This is a genomic window from Apibacter sp. HY039, assembly GCF_004023655.1.
GTDB classification, from domain to species: domain Bacteria; phylum Bacteroidota; class Bacteroidia; order Flavobacteriales; family Weeksellaceae; genus Apibacter; species Apibacter raozihei.
In genome coordinates, this window is the sequence record NZ_SAYM01000004.1 from 276,516 (window position 1) to 296,890 (window position 20,375).

General features: G+C 33.7%; 22 protein-coding genes and 2 pseudogenes. 6 read left to right on the forward strand and 18 right to left on the reverse strand.

The window, feature by feature from the left end:
* Positions 1 to 57 precede the first annotated feature (57 nt).
* On the forward strand, positions 58 to 189 hold the full coding sequence (locus EQ921_RS14940; protein ID WP_255424477.1) for a hypothetical protein: 132 nt from the start codon (positions 58 to 60) through the stop codon (positions 187 to 189).
* 111 nt (positions 190 to 300) lie between these two features.
* On the opposite strand, the gene EQ921_RS10505 is transcribed toward EQ921_RS14940, so the two are convergent.
* The 5 genes and pseudogenes from EQ921_RS10505 to EQ921_RS10525 form a co-directional block, all read right to left on the reverse strand.
* The gene (locus EQ921_RS10505) at positions 301 to 660 is read right to left on the reverse strand and encodes a hypothetical protein (RefSeq protein WP_128331607.1); all 360 of its coding nucleotides are present in this window, start codon (positions 658 to 660) and stop codon (positions 301 to 303) included.
* A gap of 7 nt (positions 661 to 667) precedes the next feature.
* Positions 668 to 1,003, reverse strand: coding sequence for a hypothetical protein (locus EQ921_RS10510; RefSeq protein WP_128331608.1), 336 nt, complete (start codon positions 1,001 to 1,003; stop codon positions 668 to 670).
* Positions 970 to 1,482 (reverse strand): annotated as a pseudogene (locus tag EQ921_RS10515) (RHS repeat-associated core domain-containing protein); the annotation flags it as partial. The gene EQ921_RS10510 and the pseudogene EQ921_RS10515, both read right to left, overlap by 34 nt.
* A gap of 579 nt (positions 1,483 to 2,061) precedes the next feature.
* Positions 2,062 to 2,589, reverse strand: coding sequence for a hypothetical protein (locus EQ921_RS10520; RefSeq protein WP_128331609.1), 528 nt, complete (start codon positions 2,587 to 2,589; stop codon positions 2,062 to 2,064).
* Positions 2,590 to 2,598: 9 nt separating this feature from the next.
* Positions 2,599 to 3,522: an RHS repeat-associated core domain-containing protein gene (locus tag EQ921_RS10525; RefSeq protein WP_128331610.1), complete on the reverse strand. Its 924-nt coding sequence runs from the start codon at positions 3,520 to 3,522 to the stop codon at positions 2,599 to 2,601.
* A 398-nt stretch (positions 3,523 to 3,920) separates the two neighbouring features.
* Here EQ921_RS10525 and EQ921_RS14945 point away from each other — a divergent pair, with 398 nt between their 5' ends.
* Positions 3,921 to 4,049 (forward strand): hypothetical protein, encoded by a 129-nt coding sequence (locus EQ921_RS14945; RefSeq protein WP_255424478.1) that lies wholly within the window; start codon positions 3,921 to 3,923, stop codon positions 4,047 to 4,049.
* 60 nt (positions 4,050 to 4,109) lie between these two features.
* Here EQ921_RS14945 and EQ921_RS10530 read toward each other — a convergent pair whose 3' ends face one another.
* The 6 genes from EQ921_RS10530 to EQ921_RS10555 form a co-directional block, all read right to left on the reverse strand.
* On the reverse strand, positions 4,110 to 4,667 hold the full coding sequence (locus EQ921_RS10530; protein ID WP_128331611.1) for a hypothetical protein: 558 nt from the start codon (positions 4,665 to 4,667) through the stop codon (positions 4,110 to 4,112).
* Positions 4,668 to 4,867: 200 nt separating this feature from the next.
* Positions 4,868 to 5,323 (reverse strand): hypothetical protein, encoded by a 456-nt coding sequence (locus EQ921_RS10535; protein ID WP_128331612.1) that lies wholly within the window; start codon positions 5,321 to 5,323, stop codon positions 4,868 to 4,870.
* A 10-nt stretch (positions 5,324 to 5,333) separates the two neighbouring features.
* Positions 5,334 to 6,095 carry a lysozyme gene (locus EQ921_RS10540; protein ID WP_128331613.1) on the reverse strand — a complete coding sequence of 254 codons (762 nt, stop codon included), beginning with the start codon at positions 6,093 to 6,095 and terminating at the stop codon, positions 5,334 to 5,336.
* 751 nt (positions 6,096 to 6,846) lie between these two features.
* Positions 6,847 to 7,728: a site-specific integrase gene (locus tag EQ921_RS10545; RefSeq protein WP_128331614.1), complete on the reverse strand. Its 882-nt coding sequence runs from the start codon at positions 7,726 to 7,728 to the stop codon at positions 6,847 to 6,849.
* Complete coding sequence (locus tag EQ921_RS10550; RefSeq protein WP_128331615.1) at positions 7,715 to 8,491, reverse strand: tyrosine-type recombinase/integrase; 777 nt, start codon at positions 8,489 to 8,491, stop codon at positions 7,715 to 7,717. Before EQ921_RS10550 ends, EQ921_RS10545 begins: the two co-directional genes overlap by 14 nt.
* A 105-nt stretch (positions 8,492 to 8,596) precedes the next feature.
* Positions 8,597 to 10,750, reverse strand: coding sequence for a toprim domain-containing protein (locus EQ921_RS10555; protein ID WP_128331616.1), 2,154 nt, complete (start codon positions 10,748 to 10,750; stop codon positions 8,597 to 8,599).
* Between the two features lie 171 nt (positions 10,751 to 10,921).
* Here EQ921_RS10555 and EQ921_RS10560 point away from each other — a divergent pair, with 171 nt between their 5' ends.
* Both EQ921_RS10560 and EQ921_RS10565 read left to right on the forward strand, forming a co-directional pair.
* Positions 10,922 to 11,251, forward strand: a complete 330-nt coding sequence (locus EQ921_RS10560; protein WP_128331617.1) for a helix-turn-helix domain-containing protein — start codon at positions 10,922 to 10,924, stop codon at positions 11,249 to 11,251.
* Between the two features lie 214 nt (positions 11,252 to 11,465).
* Entirely contained in the window at positions 11,466 to 11,738 is a 273-nt protein-coding gene (locus EQ921_RS10565; RefSeq protein ID WP_128331618.1) for a hypothetical protein, read from the forward strand.
* Positions 11,739 to 11,790: 52 nt separating this feature from the next.
* Here the strand turns inward: EQ921_RS10565 and EQ921_RS10570 are convergent, their stop codons facing one another.
* The 5 genes and pseudogenes from EQ921_RS10570 to EQ921_RS10590 all read right to left on the reverse strand — a co-directional run bounded on the left by EQ921_RS10570 (position 11,791) and on the right by EQ921_RS10590 (position 17,604).
* Positions 11,791 to 12,231, reverse strand: a complete 441-nt coding sequence (locus EQ921_RS10570) for a peptidoglycan DD-metalloendopeptidase family protein (RefSeq protein ID WP_128331619.1) — start codon at positions 12,229 to 12,231, stop codon at positions 11,791 to 11,793.
* 16 nt (positions 12,232 to 12,247) lie between these two features.
* Positions 12,248 to 12,982 (reverse strand): annotated as a pseudogene (locus tag EQ921_RS10575) (RHS repeat domain-containing protein); the annotation flags it as partial.
* A 718-nt stretch (positions 12,983 to 13,700) separates the two neighbouring features.
* Complete coding sequence (locus EQ921_RS10580; protein WP_128331614.1) at positions 13,701 to 14,582, reverse strand: site-specific integrase; 882 nt, start codon at positions 14,580 to 14,582, stop codon at positions 13,701 to 13,703.
* The gene (locus EQ921_RS10585) at positions 14,569 to 15,345 is read right to left on the reverse strand and encodes a tyrosine-type recombinase/integrase (RefSeq protein ID WP_128331615.1); all 777 of its coding nucleotides are present in this window, start codon (positions 15,343 to 15,345) and stop codon (positions 14,569 to 14,571) included. Before EQ921_RS10585 ends, EQ921_RS10580 begins: the two co-directional genes overlap by 14 nt.
* Positions 15,346 to 15,450: 105 nt before the next feature.
* Positions 15,451 to 17,604: a toprim domain-containing protein gene (locus tag EQ921_RS10590; protein ID WP_128331616.1), complete on the reverse strand. Its 2,154-nt coding sequence runs from the start codon at positions 17,602 to 17,604 to the stop codon at positions 15,451 to 15,453.
* A 171-nt stretch (positions 17,605 to 17,775) separates the two neighbouring features.
* Between EQ921_RS10590 and EQ921_RS10595 the strand changes: the two genes are divergently transcribed.
* The gene (locus EQ921_RS10595; RefSeq protein ID WP_128331617.1) at positions 17,776 to 18,105 is read left to right on the forward strand and encodes a helix-turn-helix domain-containing protein; all 330 of its coding nucleotides are present in this window, start codon (positions 17,776 to 17,778) and stop codon (positions 18,103 to 18,105) included.
* Between the two features lie 214 nt (positions 18,106 to 18,319).
* Positions 18,320 to 18,592, forward strand: coding sequence for a hypothetical protein (locus EQ921_RS10600; RefSeq protein WP_128331621.1), 273 nt, complete (start codon positions 18,320 to 18,322; stop codon positions 18,590 to 18,592).
* Between the two features lie 71 nt (positions 18,593 to 18,663).
* Here EQ921_RS10600 and EQ921_RS10605 read toward each other — a convergent pair whose 3' ends face one another.
* Positions 18,664 to 19,431: a hypothetical protein gene (locus EQ921_RS10605; protein ID WP_128331622.1), complete on the reverse strand. Its 768-nt coding sequence runs from the start codon at positions 19,429 to 19,431 to the stop codon at positions 18,664 to 18,666.
* 6 nt (positions 19,432 to 19,437) lie between these two features.
* Positions 19,438 to 20,375: RHS repeat-associated core domain-containing protein (locus EQ921_RS10610; RefSeq protein ID WP_370449526.1), on the reverse strand; the 938-nt coding region annotated here is incomplete at its 5' end.

The following is a 20,375-nucleotide window of genomic DNA, read 5'->3' on the forward strand; positions in this document are numbered from 1 at the left end:
TATGAGGACTTAGGTTATTCCGTCAAATCCCTCTGTAAAATTACTCAAACCGCCCTATTGGCAGAAATCTCCTTTCCTAATTACACGGAACACAACCAATGGGACATTTACAATATCCTGCAGCTCATTCGCTCGCTTATTCCTAAAGACGAGTTAGAGTTGTTGGATTTACTCAGTAAAGAGCCTTGAAAACAAAAAGCGACCGATAAATCGGTCGCTTTCTTTTTAAATATTTACTGTAATATTTGTCTAATATTTTTGGGATGTCCAAATTCTATTTTTTATCGTTTAATATGTAGACTATTCATTAATATCATTTATAAACTTCAATTTAAACCGTAAAGGCTCTCTAAGTATACTAACTTGCTTATTTGAATCAATTACAAAATAACCTTTTATTTTCGAATAGCCATATATTGTATTACTATTCTTATGATGATATAAACTATCAACACTATCACATATTATTTTAACTTTATATCCATTTCCTAACTTTTCCATCGATATGACCGATTCTGAAAATTTATTGACGTATACATCTTTATATATTAATGTAGGTATGTCGTCTTTATCTATTCCCCATGGTATTGTATAATTGCATGAGTTAAATAATATTGATAATATTACTAATAATATGGATTTACAAAAAAAATCTCTCATTGTTATTTTATTTTATCGATTTTACTTTCGAATCAATCTTTTGCTTTTTCAATCCAAGATTTTTAGGATTATCTATCCATTCATAATTGAAATAAACATTCATTGTGGTAGTGCCTAACGGAGTCGGAGAATCCCCTCTTTTTATATTATCACTATCATTTCTTGATACTCCTGAAGCTATTGAATATTTATCCATAACATGTACATGCAATTTATTCCCTTCTAATTTCATTTCATAACCCATTCCTCCTCTCCAAAAAGACTGATCTCCTAATCCTTTAATATGAGCCTCCAAGGATTCATTAAATCCTATTTTATCTGGACTTGTAGAAATATTAACCATATATGTTTCTCTTTTTTTATTTTTCCAGAATTATATAAATCTGCAAACTCCTTTGTTGCTCGTGCTGAAGAATATGACCATTTTATACTCTCCGTTATTTTATCTCCTTCATAAAAAGTTCTATTACTCGGTCCCGTTCCTGATGCAAACTCATACATCAAAATAGCAGTAGTTTTTCTCGCACTTTGTTTAAAAATTGCTTGTTTATCTGCTTCCGATAATTTAGTTATTGCCATTGGATTAAATCTTTGACCAAATAAATTATTCGCTACAGTTAAAAGACCTTGAATTAATAAAAGTTGCTGTGGAGTGTAAATTGGAGGATCCCCTGGATCCATCCCTGTAGGATCAATATACTTAATAGGATTATTAACTGTATACGCATAAGGACTCACACTCGAAAATTTCTCAGCCAGCGGATCGACTGACAACCACACAGATTCCCTTGGATTATAGTATCTAGCACCGTAATAGTAAAGACCTGTTTCTTCATGCCCTCCTTACCCTTACATAAGAAAAGATTTTTTCCTTTGAGCATTACTTCTTTCTAAAAAACTCTTACTCCTATTTAAATATCTAAACAATACTATAGTAAACTATTTCAATCAACTCTTTTACCTACCAAAGATACTATTTTAAGCTAAAATTTGAATAAAAGTCCCGAGACTTTTCTACTCTGTAGAATGTGTTGTCAGCGACCTGCCTTTTTATTTAATTTAATCTCTTTTTACCATGACAACACAAAACAAGTCTTCAAACCAAAACCTAGGCCCTAATTCTTATTTACTTTACAAAAGCTTAAAACCATTCCCGACTACGAAAACTTAGGTTTTACTCTTAAATCTCTTTGTAAAATTACGCAAACAGCCCTACTGGCGGAAATCTCGTTCCCTAACTACACCGAGCATACTCAATGGGACATTTACAACATTCTTGCCCTCATTCGCTCGCTTATCCCTAAAGATGAGTTAGAATTGTTGGATTTACTCAATAAGAAATAAATAAAAAAGAGGCAACTTTGTAAAGTTGCCTCTCTTGTTATTAATTAGTTATTAAGTCTATTCCTCAAAAGCTCCTAAAGCTTCTCTATAAAAACTTAAATCTCCTTTACTCTCTGAACTAAGTTTTTTAGCTAATTCATACTTATCTTTGTATGGATAATGTCTTAAATTAGATTTACCTATTTCTATTAAATTATTTAAAAATTGTTCAGAGGTTTCACTACATACCAATAACTGTTCAAAATACCCATCTAATGTCACAATCTGTTTTGTCTTCTTTTTTATTGCTATTAAATCTCCTGCTCCCTCAGATCCTACGACTATATAATCCTCTTCCTCAATTAAATCATCTTCAGTATAAAAACTTATTCGTCCAATATCAAAACTTTCTACGCGATAATTTTTAATTAAATCCAAAATAGGATCGTCTTCATATAAATATGGTACGTCTTTTTTAGGCTCAATTATTAACGTTTCTCGTAATACTTCTTTCGCTATAGGTTCTTTAGCATTTAAATCGACCCCTAACTTATATAGTTCTTGGAGCTGTTGAATAAATCCATTTGTAATAATATTCTTAATCATATTCTGCCTTTAAAGTTCTTGATAATGACTGGTAGTGATTAGCCATCCTCCATCTGTTTTTTCTATCACTCCAGGAGTAGGTACTCCTATCCCTCTATAAGTTCCATTGTAATCTATAAAATCATCAAAAAAATTAACATTGAAACGTGTCCCCGAATTATTTTTACTTTCAATCTCATAATAATTATTTCCCTGTACAGGATCCAAAGAAATACCTCTTAACGTGTTTAATGGAGCTTTAGGATCAAAACTTGAAAATGCAGCATCCGGATGTCCTGTAGCTATATTATAAATATCGCCAACTAATAACAATCCACCAAAAACTCTCAACATACCTGTCGCTCCTTTTAATTTATTTGCTTTAAACCAACTGGCACTCCTATTATGCAATTGCTTAAAAAATCTCAAATGTACTTTTTCAGGAATTCCTACTGCAAACCTACCCTGATCTATATGATGGTGTATTAATTTTCCTCCTTTATACCCTACATGAGAAGCATTGTGAGAAATCCAAGTATCATCTACTACTGGTGAATAGCCATTTTGAACCTTCCAAACATTATTCTTACTAAACATTTCTGGATTGGATTTGTATACTTCTTTCCAAAACCATTCTCCATTTCTTGCAAATCCTTTAGCATTAGTTGAAGAACCAGCTGGCGCTCCAGTCATATCAATTTTCACTCCTGAAGTGAATTCATTTACTGTCTGCTTGCCATTCGGGTCAACTAAAAGCACAGGATTCTGGTAACAATATCCGTACGTATTATGGTTAAATGAGTTATAAACTCCACCGTTATGCTGACCATCAATGTAATGTTCAAACTCCATCACCGGATTGTAACCGCTTAACGGGTCAGTAGATAACCAAACAGACTCCCTTGGATTATAATACCTAACACCGTAATAATAAAGACTGGTTTCCTCACCCAACTCCTTACCGTTTCATACGAAAGGATTTATTCTTTCAGTTTTTACTTTTTTCTAAAAAACTCTTTTTACTGTTTGAATATCCAAACAAGGCTTCAGTAAACTATTTCAATCAACTCTTTTACCTGCCAAAGATACTATTTTAAGATAAAATACAAATAAAAGTCCCGAGACTTTTCTACTCTGTAGAATGTGTTTGCAGCGACCTGCCTTTTTATTTAACTTAATCCCTTTTTACAATGCAAACGAAAAAAAAAGTCGAAAACTCCAAAAAGTCTTCAAACCAAAACCTAGACCCTAAAGACTTCTTAGTTACTTTACAAAAGCTAAAAACCATTTCCGACTAAGAAAACTTAGGCTTTACCCTCAAATCCCTATGTAAAATTACTCAAACCGCTTTATTGGCTGACCTATCATTCCCCAATTACACCGAGCATACTCAATGGGACATTTACAATATCCTTTCCCTTATTCGCTCGCTTATCCCTAAAGACGAGTTAGAGCTATTGGATTTGCTTAATAAGGAGTAATCAAAAAGAGCGGCAACTTCGTAAAGTTGCCGCTCTTAATATTTAAAATGATCTTTCCTCTTATTTCCCTTGTAAACATCGTATAATCTTGTCTTCTTTTCCTTTACCCTCTTCCATACTACAATTATATTCTTTTTTGAGGGAGCCTAAAGTCGTTTTCTCGTATGCATCTCCTTTTTTTATGTAATAAAATTCATTCTGTCCATCCGCTTCTCCTAGTGTTACTTTTGAAACCTGATAGGCTCCATATAATTTACCTGATATCAGCTCTCTGGCTAATATCTTTTCTTCATTGATTTTTATCGGCCTATAGACAATAGTTTTAGTCTCTTTATTAAGCTTTCGCTCATACTCTATCCTATCTATCTGATCTATGCCTATTTTCTCTTTTTTTCCGTCTTGGGACTTTAAAGTAATCTCCTGCATAAACTTTTTACCTTTAAACCCTATTCCTACTCCCGCTATTTTTATTCTGCTACTGCCTCGGTCTATTGAAGATTTCCCTTCTTTTACCGTTCCATCTTTCAAATACACCTTACAAGGAGCTTTACTCCCTATTTGTCCATAAACTAAACTACTTAATACTACCAATAAGGCTACTAATAATTGTCTTTTCATAATAATAATTCTTTATTCTTCTTTTTAATTCTTATTTTTTTTGTTCTATTCTATTTTTTACTGCTCTTTTTATTAACCCCTCGCTCACGCGAGGGGTTGGTTATTAATTGAGTTTTATTTAATTTTTAATTAACAATTACTTTAAAGCAATATTTTTACAACTGCATTGATATTTGAATTAAATAATTATTATAAAAAACTTAAGGATTGCTTAATTCTTTAATGTTTTCAGAATAATTACTTAAAATACCAGACAAGAATTGTGTATGTTCTTTTAATTTATTTAAGTGATATATATTAGTATAAATTAATTTTTCACTTGAACCTCCCTCAGAAAACCCACAGTAAGAACTGTATATGAGACTTAATTCATTTTCCAAATTATTCTGAAAATACACACTATCTTTAACAATATTATCTTTAATTACTTCAGAACTTGAATCCCTTATATTTTTAGAAGCAATATTGAAAATATTTGTTCTTAAAACTCTTATACTGTCTTCGTATTTTCCTATGTATACTTTAACAGTAGAATCATCAAGCTGTTCTTTACTATCAAATATTTTTTCAAAAGAATTTTCATGTATATTTTTATTAGAAATCTTTTGACAACCATATAAGATAAAAATAATGGAAATAAAAATAAAATTCTTCATATTAAATTTGTTATTTGTTTGATTTTAAGCTTTTTTCTGCTTCAGGTTTCTCTAAAGCTCTACTGTTAAAAAGCTCTTTTTCAAAATACCTTCTCAATTGTAAACCCTTACTATTTTTATTTAATTCCATGATAGCATCTGAAGCTGCTTCCAAGCCTTTCTCCTTATAAATACTCATAATTTTTCTAGCCTTAGAAGGTCCTGCATTAAAAGAAAGATCGACCATAGCTGCATATTGCTCTGCATTCAGTTTTACATCTAAATCTTTCATGTATTTATTAATATATTTGTCATGTTCTCTCAATCCCTCTCCAAACATCTCAAAAGCCTTTTGCTTAGATATACCATTTTTAAATTCGTTCTCATTAGCTCGACCATCTATACGTCCATAATGTATCAAGTGCCCTATTCCTATAGTTGCATTTCCCTTTGGTGCTCCATCAACATCATACATTTCTAGTGTTAGACCTTCATAAGTTGCTATTAAAGAAGCTCCTCTAGAATTTATTCTATAAAATGAGTATTTATTTTCAGAAGTTGTAAAAGTAGAATTATCCAAGGCTGTTTTAACTTCTTTTGATGTAAATTCTACATACTTAGGCTTAACTTGCTTCCCATTTGGATCTATATACACAATAGGATTCTGATAACAGTAAATATAAGTATTTAAATTACCACTATTATAAATGCCCCCGTTGTGTTGACCATCAATGTAATGCTCAATTTCCATCACGGGATTGTAACCGCTTAATGGATCGGTAGATAACCACACTGATTCTCTCGGGTTGTAATACCTAGCACCGTAATAGTATAAACACGCATCTACACCCTCCTACCCTCGCGCAAGCTTATCCTTTTTACCCCCTCTCCTGTTTCTCTGTTCAAACAAGTCTGCTAAAAACTATGTCAATCATCTCTTAACTGTCCAAAGATATATTTTTTCAGGTAAAATAAAAAATTACTCCATCCTTTTTATTTTTCAGATGAAACAAATAAACTGACGGATTTTTTATTGTTTTTTCTGGGCGGTTTTTCTCTTTAAAAAACAATAAAAAAACGTACGAGATTTTTAATAAACGAGTTGCGCGAGTTTTTAAAAACGAGCAATATGCGCATCGGCGAGCAGTAAAGCGAGTGTGCAAGCGCGGGCGGTGAGAGCTTGCCAAAAATAAAATCAATTCCTTAGTCCTTTTGGCGAATAAACCGACCGTGAACGGCGTTAGTGGTGGTTTACTTCTTTTCAAATGAACCTGGTCGCCGTGGCGCGTAGCACCTGCCTGCGAGCAGTAAAATAAGCAGCGACAGATGCAAACTTGTTTTGCAGATGAAACAGCTGCGGATGAGGAGAAGCGAAACACGTGAAAGGGTTTTTGTGTAAGCGAATACTTGCAGCTGGAACCTAAACCCTGTAACAGGGTTTGAGCGACGACGAATGCCTTTGCAAAGACCTCTGAGTCGGTGGTTTACTTCTTGTTGTTTGTAATTTGTTTGAGTGAGTGAGTGCTTCGTTCGGCTCGGTTTACTTAAAAGGGATGATATTTTTCTATGGATTGTTTAAGTTTTTCTATGTCTTTACTATGGAACTTTTCCAGACTTAATAAACTTTTATATCCTGCTTTGTACTGGACTTCTCTCAGGTTATATTGTTTCATCCAAAGTACAATCCTGCTGTATCTTAGTGTGGGTAATTTTTCTACTGATAGCTGATTTTTTATTGCTTGGGTGATACTGCTGAATCTGGTTTTTGAACTCTTAGGAAACAGCTGGTTTGTTCTTGTCTCTGCTTTTACCAGCTTGAGTAATTCTTCTCTTGTTTTTTTTAGATAGGTTTCTAGTTCTTCTTTCTGAATACTTTTTATGGGTAATATTCTTGGATTAAGCTTATTGTCCGATATCTTTGGGATCTCTATGCGCTCTTTTTCTAATTGTATATGTCCGATTTCTAATTTTTCTAAGGTACTACTATCCAATCCCTGATAAATCATTAAGCCTACTATCACTTTGTTTCTTTGACGATAGTGAGTAAATTGTCCGCCTAAATGACTTCTTGTTGTGTAATTCTCATAGAGCTCTGTGAGTTCCTGCTCTGTTAATAAGCCTTGGATGATAGGGTTTGTCTCTGGTTTTATCTTAAAGTTTTTTAAGGGATGATCTTTTCTTTGCTGAGTTTCTAGTAAGTAATTATAATATTGTTCTAAGCTCTTTAATTGATTATTTAGTGTACTGATTCTATATTTTTTCTTCTGGATTTCTATCAAACTGAGTATTTCTTGGGTGCTTAATTGTTCTAGTGGTTGAGCTGGTAAGCATAGCTTTTTCCAGTTTTCTATATGATTTTCTTTTGCTTGCAGGGTTCTTTCTGCATAGTTATATTTTGTGGTCAGGTAATTTTTAAATTCTTTCATTCTCCTGGTTATTACTGCTTACTTCTAAATGAGTATATCTTTGGGTACTTTCTAAACTGGTATGACCTAAAAATTTACTAATTTGCTCTACTTCCATGCCTCTGGTTAATAAATGACTGGCGATACTATGTCGGAGTAAGTGCGGATAAATACGTTTGTTTATGTGGGTTCTTTTTATCAGTCTTTTTACTATCTGATAAACTCCGTCTGTACTTAAATCCCCCTGAAGTCCTTGTAATAATTTAACTCCCGTATCGGGTCTTTCTTTTTCTATGTAGTTTTGTAGTAGGGTTAAGGAACTTTTACTTATGGGTACTTGTCTTTGTTTTTTAGTCTTGCTTTTTCTTATCAATAGTAGCTTTTCTTTAGGGTCTATATCTTGGAGCTCTATATTCGATACTTCGCTTATCCTAAGTCCTAAACTGTATAAACAGACTAAGACTACCTGTTCTCTCAGGTCTTTACAGTTTTTTATTAATTCTTCTACTTCTTCTAAAGTGAGTATGTCTATGGTTGTTGTTTCTTTTTTATGGTGTTCTTCGGGTAAATAATATACCTCTTTTTCTACGTCTTGTAAATATCTTACATAAACTTTCTTTTGGTAGTAATACTGTTGTAAGGTGGAGGGTTTTAGGGATAGGGATAAACCGGAGGTTTTATCCTCATAGAATTCGGCTCTTTTTAATAAGCCTCGTATACTGCTTTTCTGATAGCCTTTCAGCTCTAAGTATTTTTTATAATTCTGTAATCGGTCGTCTTGCATCGGTCGTCTTTTAGGTTATATTTTTTAGGAATCGGGAACACGTAAATTATAAAGTGTTAGTTTTGTTAGTATTACCCTTGTTAAAGGTGTTCCAAACCTGTTCCTTTACTGTTCCGTTTTTAGTTTTTCTATTTGCTTTTGTAACTGCTCTTTGATTCGGTTTCTTAGTTTTTGATGGTCGTCCCAATACAGAATTTTGTATTTAATTCCTATGCGTTCATGCCCTCCTATGGGTTTTATATAATCCAATTCTTTTAAGCTCTGGATATAACGAAACATCTGGGTTTTACTAATATTCAGGGTTTGCCTTACTTCTCTCAGGTAAAATTCTTTATTCTTGTCTTTTAAATACTTTTTTAACTTCTCGTAAAACTGTCTGAGGCTTCCATCCAGTTCATCTATTTTTAAGATAATGCTTTCAAAGAGTATTTCTGTGGCCTGCTCCAAGTCTTCTATCTCTGTATAAATCTTTCCTTCATTATATTTTCTCTGACGTTGGTTTAAATACGTAATTTGTCGTATAATCGATTGGTACATTTCGTTGAGTCGCCTAATCTTATGTACTTCTTCGGGGAGTTCTAACTTTGTGGCATAGGGATTAATCACTTCTATAGTTTGAAGGGTTCTTAGATAGTCTTGTAATTGCTTTTTGGCTTGTTTTTCTTGTTCTTTACTGAGTTCTCCTGCATATTTCTTATTTTGATACTCGATAATCTTTTTGCTTTGGTGGGTACTTTCGTCTACGGCTAGTATAAAGCTCCGGCTGATGTTGTCTTCATAGATATCGGCCTTGGTGGTAGCTGATAAACTGCTAAAGATTCCTCTCACCTTTTTTTGCGTACTTTTGATATTCCCTTTTTTATCTTTGATACTTACGCTACTGCTTAACTGCTGGTTGCTTATAAGCTCTCTGAGTGAATAAAGGGCTTCTTCTTTTAAGCCGTCTAAATCTTCTATCACCAGATGTTTTCCCACCAAATCCCATTCGCCCCAATTATACAAACTACTTTCCGTGATTCTGGTAAATTTCAATACGTCTTCTGGGGGCATCAGTTCGGCTATCTTAGATATTAAGTGCGTTTTTCCGCTTCCTGAACTTCCTTGTACGATTCCATGTAACGGGCTTGGGGTTTGGTAACTGCTGGCTATGATAAAGAGCAATAACCTTGTATTCTCTTCGCCTATGATTCCACTCTGGCCAATCAGCTGATTCAGCTCTACTAAACTCAAGCCTTCGCTAAATTCTTCTTGTTTTTCTGGTGAAATAATAAGGCTTTTTTCTGCTGATTCTTCTGTATTTTCTTTCGTGAATTCTATGGCTTTTCTTTGTTTCAATAAGTCTGTAAAGATTGCTGGTTGGTGTAATTGTAAGACTTCATTGATATCTTTACACGGTAACTCTACACTGGTAAGCCTTATTGTCGGGTGAAGCTCCTGTAAAAAATCACGGTATCTTACTACGCTCTTAGCTCCGGCTTCATCCGAGTCAAACATAAAGATGATTTCTTCCGGTTCTTTCAGAGATTTAATAACCTCCCTGTGTTCCAACGTTAACCCATTCACTCCGTAGCATGCCAATACGCTGTAGTCTCTGGCTATGTCTTCTATCTGTAACAGACTTGAAGCATCTATCACACTCTCGGTTAAAATCAGTCTTTTCGTATCTTCTTTGGGATACTCCGGATACAACCCTCGCCTATCCTTTAAATAGTAATGGCCGGGAGTCCCGGCAGACAATTTTATACTCCTACCGTAAAAACTAACGATTTTATGATTCTTGTCTTTCAAAGGAAATACTAAACAATTCATAATTCCCTTGTAGGTTCTTCCATTGTAACCGATTTCTAATTTTTCTACGTCTAAGGATCTTTTTTGGGCATACTCCCTGGCCGACTTACTTTGCCGTAAATTGCTTTTCATCTTGTAAAAAACTTCCTCCAACCTCTCCATTGGGATGGTCTGATATTCACGGCTTCTTGGGGGAGTAATTACTCCGGCTAACTCCTGAGCTTTAACAATAGCCTGATGTTTAGTTAAATTCTCCTTATACATGATAAAGTCTATTGCGTCAATCATTTGATTGGAATGCTCACAGTTGCCTGAATAACACCGCACGCTGTTACTATCCTCAAACACCTGCATACTCGGGGTCTTATCTGCATGAAAAGGACAATGGATCATTCCGTTTTGGATTTCTAATTGGTAATACGCTAATACCTGTTTAATGCTTATCCTTTCTTTGATCTCTTCGATAGTCATAACTTATTGTTTGGGGTTGACTAAATTTTTTATTAACACCTATTCAGGTGCTAAGATACCATTTTAGTTTGAATTTGCAAACTTTTTTAGTTTTGAAGAACTGATTTTGTTTACGTATCTTTGTTTTTTAGTTATTTATACGTGTTTTTAAACCTATAAAGTTTCTTTACTATGGATTTTGGTAATATAGTTTCAGAGCTTAGAAAGCAAAAAGGCATTTCTCAAACAGAACTAGCCGCTCAACTAGGCATTCATAAAAATGTATTGGGACGGTATGAACGTAATGAAGTTTTTCCTTCTGTTGATACGGCTCGTAAAATTGCAGATATTTTAGATGTTTCTTTAGATTATCTAACGGGGAAAGCTGATGTTATTATGGACAAAAATACACGTGAACGTATTTTAGAAGTTTCAAAATTTGAAGAAGCAGACCAAAATCACATCTTCTCTGTTATTGATGCTTTTATCGCTAAACGTAAAATTCAATCCATCTTAAAATAAAAACAAACTTTTTTTAATAATATAAAAACCAACTTAATTAAGTTGGTTTTATTTTTTTACCTAATTTTACAACTCCTAAATTCTCAGATTATGACTTTAAGATTAAATTATGCCCGTGTAATATGGTGGCGTATACGGAAACGTACGCAACGCTCTGAGAAGCGTAGGACACCTAAGTTATACGGGTTATATATTTCCTTTAATTCTCAACATCATGAAAAACAAAAATGTTTCCAATGAAAACTTTAACCCTAAAGATTTCCTAGTTACTTTACAAAAACTAAAATCTATTCCTGATTACGAGAACTTAGGCTTTACTATTAAATCTCTTTGTAAGGTTACCCAAACCGCTTTATTAGCCGAAATCTCGTTCCCCAATTACACCGAACACAACCAATGGGACATTTACAACATCCTCCAACTTATTCGCTCGCTTATTCCTAAGGATGAACTGGAGTTGCTGGACTTGCTGAATAAGGAACCTTAAAACAAAAAGCGACCGATAAATCGGTCGCTTTCTTTATTAATATTTACTGAATTCATTTCTCTCTCACGTCACATTCTATATTTTCTTTATAAGTGATTGAATTCGTATCATTAAAAACTTGAAAATCAAATTTAAAATACCCTTCTTCTTTCTTTAAGCTACCTAAAAACTCTCCTACTATAACATTACTTCCTATTCTTATTTTTTTCGATATTTTATTTATTCCAGAGTAAACAAAAAGGTTTTCATTTTTTTTTATAATTATAATTTTAGTTCCTTTTGATAATTCACCAACCTTTATAACAGTACCTTCTGATATAGATTTGATTTTTTTATCTTTTTTTGAATATATTACAATCACATTAGATGGATTATATGGAATATATTTAAAATTTTTATCGTCAAATTTAAAATAAAAACATTTATTTAATGGTTTCTGAGCAAATACTAATGTAGAAAATAACAAGAGTGAATATTTAAAAATATTATACATATAAAATAAAATTTACTTATTCTCCTAATAATTCATTTTCCATTTTTTTAACTTCTTGCTTAGCTTCTGCTTCATGTCTTCTATTTTCGTATGGCACTTCATTCTCTTTATTATTATTTTCTTCATACTTTTTCGTTTGAGGATTGAATATCTTTTTATAAAAATCCATATAGTCCTGTAAAGAATGTGCAGCTTCTTCCCCCCCTTTTCTAATATCTCCTAATATTTTAGCTTTTTCTCCATTAAAAATTTCTGCTAACTCATTTTCTATAGTAATCTGAGCTTCATTTAATAAAATATATGTAGTATTCCAATCAGATGTTTTATCATATTCTCCTGTATTTTCATTAAACTTAGCAGAACTATCGTACGAATTAGATGAAACATATCCGCTAGATAGTATATCATCATACATCTTCTTTGTTACAATCTGCCCATCTGCTCCTCCTCCTTTTAAATAATTAAAAATTTCCGAATTCTTTTCATTATGAGCATAAACTATATAAATAACCCTATTTGATGATTCCATCTCGTTCCAAATTTTTCTACCTGTTTTCGTTTTCATCATAACTTGTCTAAGCCTTAAAGCATCTTCACTATTAGGATCTCCTATTATTCTTCCATCTGCATCAATAAATTTAATTGGATTATTTAAAGCATATGCATAAGGACTTATTCCTGGATACTTCTCAGCTAGAGGATCGACTGATAACCACACAGACTCCCTAGGATTATAGTATCTTGCACCGTAATAGTATAAACACGCATCTACACCCTCCTACCCTCGCGCAAGCTTATCCTTTTTACCCCCTCTCCTGTTTCTCTGTTCAAACAAGTCTGCTAAAAACTATGTCAATCATCTCTTAACTGTCCAAAGATATATTTTTTCAGGTAAAATAAAAAATTACTCCATCCTTTTTATTTTTCAGATGAAACAAATAAACTGACGGATTTTTTATTGTTTTTTCTGGGCGGTTTTTCTCTTTAAAAAACAATAAAAAAACGTACGAGATTTTTAATAAACGAGTTGCGCGAGTTTTTAAAAACGAGCAATATGCGCATCGGCGAGCAGTAAAGCGAGTGTGCAAGCGCGGGCGGTGAGAGCTTGCCAAAAATAAAATCAATTCCTTAGTCCTTTTGGCGAATAAACCGACCGTGAACGGCGTTAGTGGTGGTTTACTTCTTTTCAAATGAACCTGGTCGCCGTGGCGCGTAGCACCTGCCTGCGAGCAGTAAAATAAGCAGCGACAGATGCAAACTTGTTTTGCAGATGAAACAGCTGCGGATGAGGAGAAGCGAAACACGTGAAAGGGTTTTTGTGTAAGCGAATACTTGCAGCTGGAACCTAAACCCTGTAACAGGGTTTGAGCGACGACGAATGCCTTTGCAAAGACCTCTGAGTCGGTGGTTTACTTCTTGTTGTTTGTAATTTGTTTGAGTGAGTGAGTGCTTCGTTCGGCTCGGTTTACTTAAAAGGGATGATATTTTTCTATGGATTGTTTAAGTTTTTCTATGTCTTTACTATGGAACTTTTCCAGACTTAATAAACTTTTATATCCTGCTTTGTACTGGACTTCTCTCAGGTTATATTGTTTCATCCAAAGTACAATCCTGCTGTATCTTAGTGTGGGTAATTTTTCTACTGATAGCTGATTTTTTATTGCTTGGGTGATACTGCTGAATCTGGTTTTTGAACTCTTAGGAAACAGCTGGTTTGTTCTTGTCTCTGCTTTTACCAGCTTGAGTAATTCTTCTCTTGTTTTTTTTAGATAGGTTTCTAGTTCTTCTTTCTGAATACTTTTTATGGGTAATATTCTTGGATTAAGCTTATTGTCCGATATCTTTGGGATCTCTATGCGCTCTTTTTCTAATTGTATATGTCCGATTTCTAATTTTTCTAAGGTACTACTATCCAATCCCTGATAAATCATTAAGCCTACTATCACTTTGTTTCTTTGACGATAGTGAGTAAATTGTCCGCCTAAATGACTTCTTGTTGTGTAATTCTCATAGAGCTCTGTGAGTTCCTGCTCTGTTAATAAGCCTTGGATGATAGGGTTTGTCTCTGGTTTTATCTTAAAGTTTTTTAAGGGATGATCTTTTCTTTGCTGAGTTTCTAGTAAGTAATTATAATATTGTTCTAAGCTCTTTAATTGATTATTTAGTGTACTGATTCTATATTTTTTCTTCTGGATTTCTATCAAACTGAGTATTTCTTGGGTGCTTAATTGTTCTAGTGGTTGAGCTGGTAAGCATAGCTTTTTCCAGTTTTCTATATGATTTTCTTTTGCTTGCAGGGTTCTTTCTGCATAGTTATATTTTGTGGTCAGGTAATTTTTAAATTCTTTCATTCTCCTGGTTATTACTGCTTACTTCTAAATGAGTATATCTTTGGGTACTTTCTAAACTGGTATGACCTAAAAATTTACTAATTTGCTCTACTTCCATGCCTCTGGTTAATAAATGACTGGCGATACTATGTCGGAGTAAGTGCGGATAAATACGTTTGTTTATGTGGGTTCTTTTTATCAGTCTTTTTACTATCTGATAAACTCCGTCTGTACTTAAATCCCCCTGAAGTCCTTGTAATAATTTAACTCCCGTATCGGGTCTTTCTTTTTCTATGTAGTTTTGTAGTAGGGTTAAGGAACTTTTACTTATGGGTACTTGTCTTTGTTTTTTAGTCTTGCTTTTTCTTATCAATAGTAGCTTTTCTTTAGGGTCTATATCTTGGAGCTCTATATTCGATACTTCGCTTATCCTAAGTCCTAAACTGTATAAACAGACTAAGACTACCTGTTCTCTCAGGTCTTTACAGTTTTTTATTAATTCTTCTACTTCTTCTAAAGTGAGTATGTCTATGGTTGTTGTTTCTTTTTTATGGTGTTCTTCGGGTAAATAATATACCTCTTTTTCTACGTCTTGTAAATATCTTACATAAACTTTCTTTTGGTAGTAATACTGTTGTAAGGTGGAGGGTTTTAGGGATAGGGATAAACCGGAGGTTTTATCCTCATAGAATTCGGCTCTTTTTAATAAGCCTCGTATACTGCTTTTCTGATAGCCTTTCAGCTCTAAGTATTTTTTATAATTCTGTAATCGGTCGTCTTGCATCGGTCGTCTTTTAGGTTATATTTTTTAGGAATCGGGAACACGTAAATTATAAAGTGTTAGTTTTGTTAGTATTACCCTTGTTAAAGGTGTTCCAAACCTGTTCCTTTACTGTTCCGTTTTTAGTTTTTCTATTTGCTTTTGTAACTGCTCTTTGATTCGGTTTCTTAGTTTTTGATGGTCGTCCCAATACAGAATTTTGTATTTAATTCCTATGCGTTCATGCCCTCCTATGGGTTTTATATAATCCAATTCTTTTAAGCTCTGGATATAACGAAACATCTGGGTTTTACTAATATTCAGGGTTTGCCTTACTTCTCTCAGGTAAAATTCTTTATTCTTGTCTTTTAAATACTTTTTTAACTTCTCGTAAAACTGTCTGAGGCTTCCATCCAGTTCATCTATTTTTAAGATAATGCTTTCAAAGAGTATTTCTGTGGCCTGCTCCAAGTCTTCTATCTCTGTATAAATCTTTCCTTCATTATATTTTCTCTGACGTTGGTTTAAATACGTAATTTGTCGTATAATCGATTGGTACATTTCGTTGAGTCGCCTAATCTTATGTACTTCTTCGGGGAGTTCTAACTTTGTGGCATAGGGATTAATCACTTCTATAGTTTGAAGGGTTCTTAGATAGTCTTGTAATTGCTTTTTGGCTTGTTTTTCTTGTTCTTTACTGAGTTCTCCTGCATATTTCTTATTTTGATACTCGATAATCTTTTTGCTTTGGTGGGTACTTTCGTCTACGGCTAGTATAAAGCTCCGGCTGATGTTGTCTTCATAGATATCGGCCTTGGTGGTAGCTGATAAACTGCTAAAGATTCCTCTCACCTTTTTTTGCGTACTTTTGATATTCCCTTTTTTATCTTTGATACTTACGCTACTGCTTAACTGCTGGTTGCTTATAAGCTCTCTGAGTGAATAAAGGGCTTCTTCTTTTAAGCCGTCTAAATCTTCTATCACCAGATGTTTTCCCACCAAATCCCATTCGCCCCAATTATACAAACTACTTTCCGTGATTCTGGTAAATTTCAATACGTCTTCTGGGGGCATCAGTTCGGCTATCTTAGATATTAAGTGCGTTTTTCCGCTTCCTGAACTTCCTTGTACGATTCCATGTAACGGGCTTGGGGTTTGGTAACTGCTGGCTATGATAAAGAGCAATAACCTTGTATTCTCTTCGCCTATGATTCCACTCTGGCCAATCAGCTGATTCAGCTCTACTAAACTCAAGCCTTCGCTAAATTCTTCTTGTTTTTCTGGTGAAATAATAAGGCTTTTTTCTGCTGATTCTTCTGTATTTTCTTTCGTGAATTCTATGGCTTTTCTTTGTTTCAATAAGTCTGTAAAGATTGCTGGTTGGTGTAATTGTAAGACTTCATTGATATCTTTACACGGTAACTCTACACTGGTAAGCCTTATTGTCGGGTGAAGCTCCTGTAAAAAATCACGGTATCTTACTACGCTCTTAGCTCCGGCTTCATCCGAGTCAAACATAAAGATGATTTCTTCCGGTTCTTTCAGAGATTTAATAACCTCCCTGTGTTCCAACGTTAACCCATTCACTCCGTAGCATGCCAATACGCTGTAGTCTCTGGCTATGTCTTCTATCTGTAACAGACTTGAAGCATCTATCACACTCTCGGTTAAAATCAGTCTTTTCGTATCTTCTTTGGGATACTCCGGATACAACCCTCGCCTATCCTTTAAATAGTAATGGCCGGGAGTCCCGGCAGACAATTTTATACTCCTACCGTAAAAACTAACGATTTTATGATTCTTGTCTTTCAAAGGAAATACTAAACAATTCATAATTCCCTTGTAGGTTCTTCCATTGTAACCGATTTCTAATTTTTCTACGTCTAAGGATCTTTTTTGGGCATACTCCCTGGCCGACTTACTTTGCCGTAAATTGCTTTTCATCTTGTAAAAAACTTCCTCCAACCTCTCCATTGGGATGGTCTGATATTCACGGCTTCTTGGGGGAGTAATTACTCCGGCTAACTCCTGAGCTTTAACAATAGCCTGATGTTTAGTTAAATTCTCCTTATACATGATAAAGTCTATTGCGTCAATCATTTGATTGGAATGCTCACAGTTGCCTGAATAACACCGCACGCTGTTACTATCCTCAAACACCTGCATACTCGGGGTCTTATCTGCATGAAAAGGACAATGGATCATTCCGTTTTGGATTTCTAATTGGTAATACGCTAATACCTGTTTAATGCTTATCCTTTCTTTGATCTCTTCGATAGTCATAACTTATTGTTTGGGGTTGACTAAATTTTTTATTAACACCTATTCAGGTGCTAAGATACCATTTTAGTTTGAATTTGCAAACTTTTTTAGTTTTGAAGAACTGATTTTGTTTACGTATCTTTGTTTTTTAGTTATTTATACGTGTTTTTAAACCTATAAAGTTTCTTTACTATGGATTTTGGTAATATAGTTTCAGAGCTTAGAAAGCAAAAAGGCATTTCTCAAACAGAACTAGCCGCTCAACTAGGCATTCATAAAAATGTATTGGGACGGTATGAACGTAATGAAGTTTTTCCTTCTGTTGATACGGCTCGTAAAATTGCAGATATTTTAGATGTTTCTTTAGATTATCTAACGGGGAAAGCTGATGTTATTATGGACAAAAATACACGTGAACGTATTTTAGAAGTTTCAAAATTTGAAGAAGCAGACCAAAATCACATCTTCTCTGTTATTGATGCTTTTATCGCTAAACGTAAAATTCAATCCATCTTAAAATAAAAACAAACTTTTTTTAATAATATAAAAACCAACTTAATTAAGTTGGTTTTATTTTTTTACCTAATTTTACAACTCCTAAATTCTCAGATTATGACTTTAAGATTAAATTATGCCCGTGTAATATGGTGGCGTATACGGAAACGTACGCAACGCTCTGAGAAGCGTAGGACACCTAAGTTATACGGGTTATATATTTCCTTTAATTCTCAACATCATGAAAAACAAAAATGTTTCCAATGAAAACTTTAACCCTAAAGATTTCCTAGTTACTTTACAAAAACTAAAATCTATTCCTGATTACGAGAACTTAGGCTTTACTATTAAATCTCTTTGTAAGGTTACCCAAACCGCTTTATTAGCCGAAATCTCGTTCCCCAATTACACCGAACACAACCAATGGGACATCTACAATATCCTGCAGCTCATTCGCTCCCTTATTCTTAAAGATGAACTCGAACTCTTAGACCTACTCAATAAAGAAAAGTAAAACAAAAAGAGCGGCAACTTTGTAAAGTTGCCGCTCTTGGTATTATATTAAAAATTCATCTTATTAATAATTCATTCTTCTTGCCATCCATACACATGCTTTTCTCCATCCATATATCTTACTATATACTTAAAATATTTAAGATCTTCTTCTTTCATCCAACCTTCTACCCATCCTTCACTTGTCTCCAATTTAACATAATAAATTTTAAATAATGTACCTCTTGGTTTATAATTATTCAATTCATCATATACCCTTAACTCTTGGGCTTTATTTAGTTTTATAATAAAATAATCAATTTCAGATGGGTAAGGATATTTAAATAAATAAACTTCTTTATCCTGAACTATACTTTGAAATTCTTTATAAGTACCTTCCTGAACATTATTCATAGTTATTTTTTCAGGTTTTACTTTATTTACATTTAAATTATATTTAGTATAATTACCTTCCAAAAATTCAAATCCTTTAAATTCACTATTTTTATCCATACTCAACTCTAAAGAATCTTTATTGAAAAAAATTAAATTAAATCCTTCCTTTAAAGCTGATGTATATAAAGTATAAAATATACTCTTATCTTCATCCTGCTCTCTTTTCATTACCCCTGCAACCTGTTTTTTAGATATACTACCATCAAAAAATGATTTCTGTCTATAAAATAGTTGATAATAATATATATCTGATTCAATTTTCTCAATTGATAATTGATAATTATATAAATCATTTTCTTTAAAATAAACACCTGACAAATCTTCATTCCCTATATTACTTTTATTTATTTTTTGTTGACAACAAAAAAATAAGGGGAATAACGTAATTATAATAAAAAATCTCATATATTATTAATAATTTTTAATTTTTGGCTGAACATACAAATAATTCAAAATCGACATTACAACAGGTAAGTTTTCTTTCACTAATTTTTCACCTAACTTTGAAATTTGAGATTGATTAGGAATCTTTCCTCCCGTGTAATATTGTGAATTAGCATCTGTGAAATACTTCCTTGAACCTGGAAATACTATTGTTATTACTGAATTTGAACTTATCCCTACTCTAGCACTAGCATTTTCTTCTCCTAATGCGATATTAGCATACTTAGAATTCTCACCCAATTTATTTGTTGGACCGATATCAGCTACTATAGAAAATGTGGACTTGTCGGTATCTACATTAAAAGAATAGGCTACATCTCCTAGAAATACTCCCTCTTCTTTTAACTTTTTATAATGCTCTCTTCCCGGTAAAACTGTGTATGATATCTCTTCCGGATTTACATCATCATTCTTTCCAGCGGATTTAAAAACTCCTCCGCCTCCTTGTATACTGGTTTGAGATTGTCCTGATTTATCGCTTTTATGAGCATCTCCTGCCCCATCAGTGTCTGTATCGCTCCTTCCTCTAAAATTAATTAATCCCCCAGTATTATAAATTACTGCTTGATTTCCATTCTTAGTTTTATATTCTGTGACTTTCTTCTTTGTTGGAGGATCCTCAACATCATCTTCTGGATCTTTTGGAAGCATTCCCGTAGGATCGATTAACTTAACCGGATTCGAAAATGCATACTCATATGGACTTCGCCCAGGCAACATCTCTGCCAGCGGATCCACGCTCAAGAATACGCTCTCCCTAGGATTATAGTATCTCGCTCCGTAATAATAAAGACCTGTTTCCTCATCCAACTCCTTACCGTTAAATAAGTAAGGGGTATTCCAACTGTTATTACGTTCTTCCACAAAAACCTCGCCAAAAGGTACATATTCTACGTGTTGTACGA